This is a genomic window from Limnohabitans sp., from assembly GCF_044361645.1.
Taxonomy (GTDB): Bacteria; Pseudomonadota; Gammaproteobacteria; order Burkholderiales; family Burkholderiaceae_C; genus Limnohabitans_A.
Map to the genome: position 1 here is coordinate 1 of NZ_JBIKIL010000128.1, position 10,868 is coordinate 10,868.

The 10,868-nt window shown below is 58.8% G+C and carries 8 protein-coding genes and 1 CRISPR repeat array; of the genes, 1 reads left to right on the forward strand and 7 read right to left on the reverse strand.

Features of this window, described 5'->3' with window-relative positions; translation table 11 throughout:
• The first annotated feature begins 157 nt into the window (after positions 1 to 157).
• A CRISPR array of direct repeats spans positions 158 to 1,645; the repeat unit is 36 nt; unit sequence GTTCCGGTCAGAGCGCATTTCCCAATCGTCTAGACT.
• 66 nt (positions 1,646 to 1,711) lie between these two features.
• Genes cas2 through cas9 form a run of 5 tightly spaced genes read right to left on the reverse strand, consistent with a single transcriptional unit; the run spans position 1,712 to position 6,666 of the window.
• The gene (gene cas2, locus ACIQ39_RS16275) at positions 1,712 to 2,041 is read right to left on the reverse strand and encodes a CRISPR-associated endonuclease Cas2 (protein ID WP_396435652.1); all 330 of its coding nucleotides are present in this window, start codon (positions 2,039 to 2,041) and stop codon (positions 1,712 to 1,714) included.
• Between the two features lie 10 nt (positions 2,042 to 2,051).
• The gene (cas1, locus tag ACIQ39_RS16280) at positions 2,052 to 2,987 is read right to left on the reverse strand and encodes a type II CRISPR-associated endonuclease Cas1 (protein WP_396435653.1); all 936 of its coding nucleotides are present in this window, start codon (positions 2,985 to 2,987) and stop codon (positions 2,052 to 2,054) included.
• 15 nt (positions 2,988 to 3,002) lie between these two features.
• Positions 3,003 to 3,296, reverse strand: a complete 294-nt coding sequence (locus ACIQ39_RS16285; protein WP_396435654.1) for an addiction module antidote protein — start codon at positions 3,294 to 3,296, stop codon at positions 3,003 to 3,005.
• Complete coding sequence (locus tag ACIQ39_RS16290) at positions 3,274 to 3,603, reverse strand: type II toxin-antitoxin system RelE/ParE family toxin (protein ID WP_396435655.1); 330 nt, start codon at positions 3,601 to 3,603, stop codon at positions 3,274 to 3,276. Before ACIQ39_RS16290 ends, ACIQ39_RS16285 begins: the two co-directional genes overlap by 23 nt.
• 18 nt (positions 3,604 to 3,621) lie before the next feature.
• Positions 3,622 to 6,666, reverse strand: coding sequence for a type II CRISPR RNA-guided endonuclease Cas9 (gene cas9, locus ACIQ39_RS16295; protein WP_396435656.1), 3,045 nt, complete (start codon positions 6,664 to 6,666; stop codon positions 3,622 to 3,624).
• Between the two features lie 301 nt (positions 6,667 to 6,967).
• On the opposite strand from cas9, the gene ACIQ39_RS16300 reads away from it, so the two are divergent.
• Complete coding sequence (locus tag ACIQ39_RS16300; protein ID WP_396435657.1) at positions 6,968 to 7,957, forward strand: AEC family transporter; 990 nt, start codon at positions 6,968 to 6,970, stop codon at positions 7,955 to 7,957.
• A gap of 214 nt (positions 7,958 to 8,171) precedes the next feature.
• Here the strand turns inward: ACIQ39_RS16300 and priA are convergent, their stop codons facing one another.
• Together priA and ACIQ39_RS16310 are read right to left on the reverse strand one after the other, a co-directional pair.
• On the reverse strand, positions 8,172 to 10,286 hold the full coding sequence (gene priA / locus ACIQ39_RS16305) for a primosomal protein N' (protein WP_396435658.1): 2,115 nt from the start codon (positions 10,284 to 10,286) through the stop codon (positions 8,172 to 8,174).
• A 391-nt stretch (positions 10,287 to 10,677) separates the two neighbouring features.
• Positions 10,678 to 10,868 (reverse strand): uroporphyrinogen decarboxylase family protein (locus tag ACIQ39_RS16310; RefSeq protein WP_396435659.1); only part of this gene is annotated, 191 nt, incomplete at its 5' end.

A 10,868-nucleotide genomic window follows, 5' to 3' on the forward strand; every position in this document is an offset into this window, starting at 1 on the left:
ATCTGAAACAGCGCATCCTCAAAGGCATAGCAGAGATCAATGCATCGCCAGTGGTGTTTCGTTGGAACAAGTTCGACCTCGGTGTCGCCTAATATGCATTGGTTTTAATGGAACGATGTACTAGACTCTTTTGTGCTTGGACCAGCGCACCGGTGTCGTTCCGGTCAGAGCGCATTTCCCAATCGTCTAGACTAATCGCGGTCGACGAGGCGGGGTGAGCGAAGTTCCGGTCAGAGCGCATTTCCCAATCGTCTAGACTAATGCCGCTTGGGTCTGCGTCGAGCGAATAGTTCCGGTCAGAGCGCATTTCCCAATCGTCTAGACTAATGCCGCTTGGGTCTGCGTCGAGCGAATAGTTCCGGTCAGAGCGCATTTCCCAATCGTCTAGACTTCAGGCGAGTGTGACTGCGCTGCAAACATCGTTCCGGTCAGAGCGCATTTCCCAATCGTCTAGACTAGTTCAGCGTAAGTTGTCGGTGTCGGGTTGGTTCCGGTCAGAGCGCATTTCCCAATCGTCTAGACTTATGGTTGTGCGGCAGGTGCCAGTTGGCGGGTTCCGGTCAGAGCGCATTTCCCAATCGTCTAAACTTGGCCTCGTAAACTCTGCCCCACTCGCGCAGTTCCGGTCAGAGCGCATTTCCCAATCGTCTAGACTAACGTTGCCCGCACAAAGCGCGTGCCCGGCGTTCCGGTCAGAGCGCATTTCCCAATCGTCTAGACTCCGCGTGTAGCGGTGGCGTGAGCGTTTCCAGTTCCGGTCAGAGCGCATTTCCCAATCGTCTAGACTCGCGTCTTACTTGTCTGGAAAGTACCAGCAGTTCCGGTCAGAGCGCATTTCCCAATCGTCTAGACTCTCCCGCGCTGCCATTGCTGTATAGGGTTCGTTCCGGTCAGAGCGCATTTCCCAATCGTCTAGACTTCAGGTGAACTCCGGTGTATTGACCTTCACGTTCCGGTCAGAGCGCATTTCCCAATCGTCTAGACTGATCGTGGACTCATTGACCTTGTATTTTTTGTTCCGGTCAGAGCGCATTTCCCAATCGTCTAGACTACCGAGCCGGATGTGTCCACGTTGCTTGAAGTTCCGGTCAGAGCGCATTTCCCAATCGTCTAGACTTTTCAGCGTCATGTTTCTGGACGCCCAGCAGTTCCGGTCAGAGCGCATTTCCCAATCGTCTAGACTGTCGGCGGCATGGTCCTTGGCCTTCTTCTTGTTCCGGTCAGAGCGCATTTCCCAATCGTCTAGACTCAAAAAGACAACGTGCGCGTGCGCACCGCCGTTCCGGTCAGAGCGCATTTCCCAATCGTCTAGACTCTGCCGTGGTGGCTCAAGCCTTACTGGGACGTTCCGGTCAGAGCGCATTTCCCAATCGTCTAGACTAGGGCCAGCGCGTGGTCTGAGGCCTCCAGGGTTCCGGTCAGAGCGCATTTCCCAATCGTCTAGACTCATATATTCTGGGTATATGTCAAGGTTAGTGTTCCGGTCAGAGCGCATTTCCCAATCGTCTAGACTGGTGGCCGCGCCGTTAAGCGTGATCGCATTGTTCCGGTCAGAGCGCATTTCCCAATCGTCTAGACTGCGCGTGGTGCGCGTGAGCAGTCGCTGCTCGTTCCGGTCAGAGCGCATTTCCCAATCGTCTAGACTACACCCAAGATAAGTGCTTGTTTTGCAAGGATTTTCTTGGGTTTGGTCTTTTCAAAAATCGCCGTTCTACCCAAACAAATCGAACTGATCGGGCGTTTTTTTCGCGGGCTCTTTGCGCCTGCCCTGAAAACTGATGATGCGTTCGTACTGTTTGTCGGTCAGTTGCAAAACGTTGACCTGCCCCCCTTTGGGCAAAGCCGCTTCCACTTGTTTGCAATAGGTTTGCACCTGGGCATGGCTGGTGCAAAAGCGCATGTAAACGCTCAGTTGTGCACGCGAAAAGCCCATGTCCAAAAGGCTGAGCCTGAAGCGGGTGGCGGCCGCACGTTCTGCGGCCTCGACCACTGGCAAATCAAACATCACCAGCATCCACATCAGTCGGTACCCGCTGAGCATGGCGTGTCAGTCATCCGTGTTCGTCATCCGTGTCAGGCACGGGTGGCAGGGGGACAGCTTGCAAGGGCAAGTCCAGCTTTTGGCGCTCACCCAATAAAACCTGGGCCAATGAGGTGGCCAATTTTTGCACCGCCACCAGCACAGGGGTGCGGCCTGTGTCTGTGGCAAGGTCTTGGTAGAGGCTTTGCACCAAGGCACGTTTGGTGTCCGCGTTGACATGGCAGGGCCCCAGAAACTGCATTTTCCAAACCACCAAGTCAATCACCGGGCGAAACGGCTCCATCAAGTCGTCCACCAGGCGCATGGCGTTGTTGTCGTGGCTGTGGTGCAGGCCCAAGCTGGGGTGCAAACCGGCCGCCACCACCGCCCGTGCGGTGGCAGCGCGCAGCACCGTGTAACCGTAGTTGAGCAAGGCGTTGACGCCATCGGCCTGCTGGTCGCGCCGAAACAAGGGGCCCATCAACAAGCCCCAGTATTTGCGGGCCCCTTGTGCCTCCAGGTTGTCGGGGTCGCCGCTGCGCACCTGTTTGGCCAACGCTTGAACTGGCGCATGCGCTGCGCCCGTGGCTTGCAACACGGCGGCTTGGTTGAGCAACTTGGCTTTGACAATGGCCGCCCACAGTTTTTTGCGGGTGGGCAAGGTGCAAGCGATTTGCGCTTCAAAGCGGTGGGCTTGTTGGTGGTGCCCTTCCATGGGCCAGAGCATGCCCACCACGTTGTGGTTGGCAGCGCACAGCACAAAGGGCGCACCGCGTTCGGCCAGTGCCACCAGCAAGTTGTTGGTGTAGCTGAGGCCATGGGCGTTGGCGATCAAGGCGGCGATGTCGTCCAGCGGCACACGCCCGACTTCTTGCCGGTCTTCGCCTGTGCTTTGCACCAGCATGAAACCCCGATACACCGACAAATGCCGCTTGTCGTTGGAGACTTCGACGATGCGGCCCAGCATGTTGAATGCCGCTGGTCAGGGCTGTTGCGGCACAGGGTGTGCCTGCATTTGCACGCCGAGCGCTTGCAGCACTTTGAACACGGTGTCAAAGCGGGGTTTGGCACCGGCACTCAAGGCTTTGTAAAGGCTTTCGCGGCCAAGCCCCGTGTCCTTGGCAATTTGCGCCATGCCACGGGCTTTGGCCACGTCACCGATGGCCGACAAGAGCAAGTCGGTGTCGCCGCTGGCCAGGGCGAGGTTGAGGTATTCGGCAATCACCTCTTCGCTGTCGAGGTAAACGGCGGGGTCAAATGCTGTCGTTTTGCTCATCGGGGTGCTCCTTGGCAAGTTTTTGGGCTTTGGCGATGTCTTTGGCCTGGCTGGATTTATCACCCCCCGCCAGCAGCAACACGATCTGTGCGCCACGGCGGGTGAAATAGACCCGGTAACCGGGGCCAATGTGCCAACGCAATTCAGACACCCCACCGCCGAAGTTTTTCACATCGCCCCAGTGTCCGGCGGCCACCTGGCGAAGGCGAAAAACAATGGCGGCTTTGGCTCGGTAATCTTTTAACCCACTGAGCCAACGGCTGAAAGTGGTCGTTTGGGCCAGACAGAATGGGTTGATTGTATCCATTTAGATACTTATCGTTGATCAATTGCCAAAACCAGGGTCACGTAATTCACCAATAGGTGTGATGGTTACCTGACGACCCTGTAGTCTTTCTAAAGACCCAGCTTGCTTGTAGGTATATCGCCAACTACCTTCTTTGTCTCGATTTCGTGCATCCACATTTGCTTCTTGATGCGAAGCAAGGCTGAGCCGTCCGGCGGAGTTGATAGATGCGATACGCATAACAATCAACTGATCTTCTGATTGAAATCGTAAATAGTCTCCAATCATCAAGCGCATCACCAGCGGTTTACCACTCAAACTCAGTATCGGATGCCGCAGCCGCGCCAGCCCATGCTGGCGCACCAGCTGGTAGGCCTCAAACGTGGACACTACTTCACCCTCCCATTTGCCTTTGTCGTTGCGCACGATTTCCATGCAGTAATTGCTGTCGCCCTTGTAACCCTTGTAGGGCCGGGGTTCGCCATTGGGCAAGAGGCCGTGCCTGGCCGTGGCATGGGCATCGGCAAACTCGATCACTTTGAGTGCAGCAATCTCTCGCGTTCGCACGCCGTCCAGCGTTTTGCGCACTTGCACTTTGCCGCCTCCCAGCAAACCATAGGCGGTGTCGTTGTGCATCGCCCCTTCGTACCCGTGGTCGGGTTTGTGACTGACCCAAATGTTGTCAATGGCGCGTTGCACATGCTCGCGGTAGCTCTCCCAAGGCAAGGGCATGGTCTCCACCAGTTTGTTGAGCTGCTTTTCACGGGCGCTGGCACTGGCTTGGGCAAAGCGGTTGAGCAATCCCTGGTCGGTCACCGCAATCACGCAGGCGTCCACCGCATGGTGGCGGTGGTCATCGCGATTTTTTTCGCCGTTCAGGCCCAGGATGTCGTTCAGGCCAAACTTGGCCCGCAGCATGGCGGTCATTCGGCCGGGGATGACGCGGGTGGCTTGTGGGCAGATCAGGCTCAGGTATTCCCGAGCTACGCGGCTCAGGTGCCGGGTGTCGTTCAAGGCACGGGCCAAAAAGCCTTTGTCTTCTCGCAGCCATTGCGCCATGCCGTCGCTTGCAAAGCGGTAGCGCTTGCCTTTAGGCATGAGGCTGGCACGGTGCAGCATGTCTCCAATGGGCCAGCCTTGGCCTTCGAAGTCGGCAGCAGCCTCAGCCGGGGTGCGGTTGCCTTTGATGCGGTTGGCCTGGCGCATGGCCACGGTTTTGTTGTTCAGGCTGTCGTCCAGTGTTTGTGAAAACGGCAGGATGTGCTCGATCTCCACTTGCTCGCTGAACAGCATTTGGGCGCTGATCTGCACGCCGCTGTAGGGGCAACGCCGGTCGGCCACGTTGAAGCTGAGCTCTTCCCAAAGAATCATTTTTTGCAAGTCGATGGCTCGGACGCGCTCTGGGCTGGTGTTCAGTAAATCGGCAATGACCGTGCGCATGCGCTCGTTGCGGCGCTGGTTGTTGGCCTGGCGTTTTTGTTCCTCTTGGCGTTGCACCTGGCTTTGTTTGAGGTCGCGGGCGAGCTCCACAATGACCTCGCTGGGGTGCCCATAGCGTTTGATCAGCGCATTCACCACGGTGCGCACTTGGTTCAGACCGATGTGGACAGTGGGGTTGGCGATCTTGCCGTAGCGTTTTTCGTCTGTGTCTTCGGGCTTGCCGGTGCCAAAGCCGACGTGGCGCTGGAGGTATTGGCCGTAATAAGGCAGCTCGGGCAGGATTTCTCCTGTGGTTGCATGGCTGATGTGGCTGTGGTGGTCAAAGCCAGCGGCCAGCACAGCTTTGTCATAGGTGATGACTTCGGCGCGCAGGCCGGGCAGGATTTTGTTGAGTGCCTTGGCACTCAGGCTGCCATAGCCTTCAGCGAGCGGCACGTTGGCAATGCGCTCGGCGGTGATCTCGTCCACACCCGTTTCGGCTTGCAACCAGGCGATGAGCCGGGCTTCGTTTTCTTCGCTCACCAGTTGCATCACGATGGCGTCTTGCTGCGCCTCATCAAAGCTGCTCCATTGGCTGCCAAAAAAATCCTTTTTGGACAGCATGGCGCTGGTGCTGTTGCCTTTGAGTTCGGTGCGTTTTTCGTCCTGCAGATTGAATTGCCCCGAAAAACCAAACAGCTTTTGAATCTGGATAAAGCTGCGTTTGCTGTTGGTTTCCAGTGCATTGGCCAATTGGTCGCGCTGCGTGAGCGTGAGCGGTTCTTCGCTCAGGCCTTCGCGCAGAAGGCGCAGGTTGTTCACCTCTTGGTAAATGCGAAAACGCTGCTGGCTGGGCAGGGCCAAGGGGGCACGTTCTTCGTCAGGCAGCAAAGTGCAGCGCCCGGGTTTGACGGGCTTGAGCGGGCGTTGGTGCAGCAGGCAGTCTTTGAGCTCGTCGCGGGCCGTGACGTGAAACAGGCTGGGGTTGAGTTCGCTTTGCTTGGCCCACAGGGCATCGAACTCGGCCTCGATCATGGCGCGGTCAATGTACAGGTCGTAGCTTTTTTCGATCTTGGTTTTGCCGTTGTCTTGGGTAATGGGGGTTTCGCGGTAACGCGCCCGCACCGACAGGCCTTGCTGATGGCGGGCAAACAGCCATTCACCCACGGTGCGGCAGCCCGTGGCTTGCATGGCTTGGCGCAGTTGTCCGATGGCGGCTTTGAGTGCGCCGCTGTCGGTTTCTTTCTTGTCGGTTTTACGGTTGCTCTTGAAGCCCCGTCGTTGGTTGATGTGGAACAGAGCGCGGGCAAACTCTTCGGGCAGCAAGGCTTGGTCCAGGCCCTTGGCGCGCAAGGCAAAGGGGTCGGTTTTTTCCAGCGCTTTGCGGGCGGCTTCGTCTTGCGGGAAAAAACCATGGCGCAGCAGGGTGGCCATCATGCGGTTTTTGCGTTTGAGCAGGCGATCACGGCGGCGGCGCATGGCGCGGGCTTCGCGTCGGCGCACAGCCAAAGATGAGCCGTCTTTGGGGTTGCGTCCATCGCCGAAGATGCGCACGCCTGCCTTGATGATGGCGTTGGTTTCGTTCTGGGTGTCCAGTCGAACCATGGCCCAACCCAAGGATGTCGAGCCCAAATCGAGGGCCAGCCGGTAGCGCATCTTGGACATTCAAAAACCTTTCAGTTCTGTGAAAAATAAGAAAACCATTGTGCTATATTTGTCCCACATTTCGACGATTGGGAAATGCGCTCTGGACGCTAACAAGCAGAAAGATGCACCAAATGGAAGGGCCGCTAGATGCGGCCCTTCATCTTTTGGGCAATGGCTTTGCAAGGTTTGTCACAAGCTTTTGGCCCGGCGCTTTACAAGCAATGTCTGATGTGAAACGGCGGTTCTGATCTGTCCGCGCCGCGACTGGCTTGGACTGAGCTGGGCGGTGCTGCCTACTGGTTTACCCCGACAATCGGGGATGCTTGAAATTTTCCGCATCACCTTTCCATTTTTCGCGCTGGTTTTGTGCGGCTATGTGGCCGCACGTTGGCGGTTTTTGCCCTTGGAGGCCATTTCTGGCTTGAATGGTTTTGTGCTGTTTTTTGCCTTGCCGTGCATGTTGTTCAGGTTTGGCGCGGACACGCCCATCGCGCAATTGCTGGATGCGGGGGTGTTTTTCACCTACCTGTTGTGCGCCTTGTTGATCGTGGCTTTGAGCATTGCCATCAGTCTGAACCCGCGCGTTCGCTGGAACGATGCGTCTTTGGGCGCCTTGGTGGCGGCTTTCCCCAACACCGGTTTCATGGGTGTGCCTTTGCTGGTCGCTTTGTTGGGGGCGCAGGCCGTGGGCCCTGCGATCGTGACCATCGTGGTGGACCTCGTCATCACGTCGTCTTTGTGCGTCGCCTTGTCGCGCATGGATGCGGCGGGGCAACACGGCGCGGCCGTTGCAGCGCGCAAGGCGTTGGCGGGGGTGCTGCGCAACCCGATGCCCTGGGCCATCAGCGCTGGGGCCGCGTTTTCTTACTGGAATTTGGCGCTGATCGGCCCTGTCAACAACACCGTGGGTTTGCTCGCGGATGCTGCCTCGCCCGTGGCCTTGTTCACGATTGGCGCGGTGTTGGCCCGTTCGGTCATGCTGTCGCACGAGCGCCCTGACGGGCCTTTGCGTGCCATCGACTACCTGCCGATCGCCTGGATCAAGTTGGTGGTGCACCCGGTGTTGGTGTTGTTGGTGGGCTTGGCTGCGATTGCGTGGGGCGTGCCGCTGGAGCCCTTTGCCTTGCAGGTCATGGTGCTGGTTGCGGCATTGCCCAGTGCCAGCAATGTGTCTTTGTTGGCAGAACGTTTGGGTGCAGACAATGGCCGCATTGCGCGCATCATTTTGGTGACCACGGTGGCGTCGTTTTTTAGCTTTTCTGCGGCTGTGGCGCTCTTCAAAAGGTCAGGCTTTTTGACCGGGATCTGAGTGCATGCTGTGCGAGTTGGGCGCCTTTATTGCGGGCCCTTGTGCAGACCGATGTGCACACCCAAGTGCGCACAAGTGAGCACAAGTGCGCACGGGTGCGCTGTGCTTCAGCCTTGTGTACTGGCGCGCATCGCGCAACAAATCGGCATAAAAACGGGTCCAGCTGTCTTTTCTCATCGGTCAGCCTGCCCGCTTCAGCGCTTGTGGCAGGGCGTCAAATGGCCTGCGGGTCCACGTCCACCAACCAGCGGATCACGCCTTTGTGTTCAGGTTGGTTGCGCACTTGGTGCAGCACGCTGTGCAGGTGCCACAGCATTTTTTGCAGCGCCATGCGGCTGGGGCTTTCCAGCAGCATTTGGGCGCGTTCCACATTGGCCACGCGCTGCATGCTCATGGGCACGGCGGGGTAGATGCTCACTTGCGACACCAAATATTGGGTGGCCGCATCGGCGCTCAACTGGGCTTCCAAGCTTGCGCGCACCGCATTGAGCAGGGCTTGGGCGGCGTCTTGGGTGCGGGCATCGGCCCGCAGCAGGGCTTGGTGGCTGATGGGCGGCAGCTCGGCTGCGGTGCGCTCGGCCAACTCAGTCGCGGCAAAGGCCGGGTAATCGTGTTGTTTGAGGGCGGCAAACAGCGGGTGTGTGGGGTGAAAGCTTTGTACCCACATCTCGCTGCGGGCGCTTTGCGCGGCGTCGCGCCCGGCACGCCCTGCCGCTTGCATGAGCAGGGCGAACAGGCGCTCGGGGGCGCGAAAGTCGCTGGAAAACAGCGCTGCGTCAGGGTTGACCGCCGCCACCAAGGTGATGCGCCGAAAGTCGTGTCCCTTGGCGATCATCTGCGTGCCCACCAACACGTCCACCTCACCCGAGTGCACCTGGGCCAATTGGCTCTCCAGTGCGCCTTTGAGGCGGGTGCTGTCGGCGTCGATGCGGGCGATGCGCACGGGCGTGCCGTCGGGGCGCAGCACATGCGCCAGCAATTCGCCCAGGTGTTCTTCGAGTTGCTCGGTGCCCCGGCCAATGGGCGCGATGTCGGCGTTGCCGCACTCAGGGCAGGCGCGGGGCACGCGTTCGGTCAGGCCACAGTGGTGGCAGCGCAGGCTGCGGTCGATTTTGTGGAACACACGAAACGCGCTGCAGTGGGGGCATTCGCTTTTCCAGCCGCAGTCGGCGCAGTGCAGCACGGGCGCGTAGCCCCGGCGGTTGAGCAGCAGCATGCATTGCTCGCCGCGCTCCACCCGCTCTTGCAGGGCGGCCACCAGCTGGGTCGACAGCAGGGCACGACGGGGCTGTTTGTTCATGTCCACCCGGCGCACTTTGGGCAGCAAGCCGGTGCCAATGCGCGAGGGCATCAGCAAGCGTTGGTAGCGGCCGCCGTTTTGCCCGTCTGCATCGGGCGGCCGGCTCAGGTGCCAGCTTTCCAGCGAGGGTGTGGCCGAGGCCAGCAGCACGGGCGCGTTTTGCAGCCGCCCCCGGTATACGGCCAAGTCGCGGGCCGAGTAGCGGGCACCTTCTTGTTGTTTGTAGCTGGGGTCGTGTTCTTCGTCGACCACGATGAGTTGGAGCTGCGGCATGGACGCAAAAATCGCCATGCGTGTGCCCAGCACGATGCGGGCATGGCCCGCGTGCGCGGCCAGCCAGGCTTTCAGGCGCTGGGCCGGTGTCATGCCGCTGTGCATGGACACCACCGCCTCAGCGCCAAAGCGCGCTTGCACCCGCTCTTCAAGTTGGGGTGTGAGGTTGATTTCGGGCACCATGAGCAGCGCCTGGGCCTGTGGGTCGGCCGCCAGCATGCGTTCGACGGCCTGCAAATACACCTCGGTTTTGCCGCTGCCGGTGCTGCCAAACAGCAAAAACGGGCCGGTGCCTGTTTTCATTTGCTCCAGCACGGTGATCTGCTCGGGCGAGAGGGCTGGGCCAGGGCGGGTTTGCACCACACGTTCGGTGTTTTGTTTTTTCAGGCGACGCGCCAGTTGCTCATTGTTCAGGTCGCGCAACTGCGGGGGCAGGGCCGACAAGGCCACCTCGCCCAAAGAGCGCTGGTAGTACTGGGCCGCAAACTGCACCAGTTGGAGCCAGTGGGCGTTCAGTGGGCTCAAGCCTTCGAGCACGCCCAGCACATCGCGCAGCGCTGCGGCGGGCATGTGCGCGGGGGCTTCGTCCAAGATCGCCCAGACCACGCCCAGCACTTCGCGGGAGCCCAAGGGCAGGCGCACCAATTGGCCGGGATGCACCCAAAAAGGGCAGCGGTAGGTCAGCAAAGCACCCACGGCACTGTGCGCCGGGGTCTGAACGGCGACGTTGATCCAGTGGGTGGGGTGCTCCGTCATCTTGATGTTTTTGATGAAATTGAGATTTTTGTAAGTTAGCTGATTTCTTGAAACTGGGTGTAAGTTGTTGATTTATCAGGACTTTGGCATTGCTCCAGAAATTCTGTGGATAACTTTGTTGAAAACTTGCTCTGGATGCGCTGCAAGCCTTGAAAATCAAGCCTTTCAACAAAATGCCCATGCATTGGGCAAGATAAAATATTCAATGAAATCAATGACTTACAAATCAGGCTGGGTTTGCATTTGAGCCTGACTGGGCGGGTGCTGGTCAAAGCGGGGCGTTGCGCTTTTGTGCATAAGTCAAGCGGCAAAAGCCACAAATTTTGCAAATAAAGGCTTTAAAGTCCCATTTTCTGTGCTATGCCAGAGGCAGGTGCCCAGTTCCCTGTGCTCACTTTTGGCGCATGGCCCGCGAGTGGCTGTGCACCGCCTCGACCAGGGCCGTGACATGCTCGGGCGGGGTGTATTGGCTGATGCCGTGGCCCAGGTTGAAGATGTGGGTGGGCCCGGTTTGGGTCTTGTCGGTGTGCGGCCTGCCAAAGCTGTCGAGCACGCGGCGCACCTCGGTGGCGATCTGCGCGG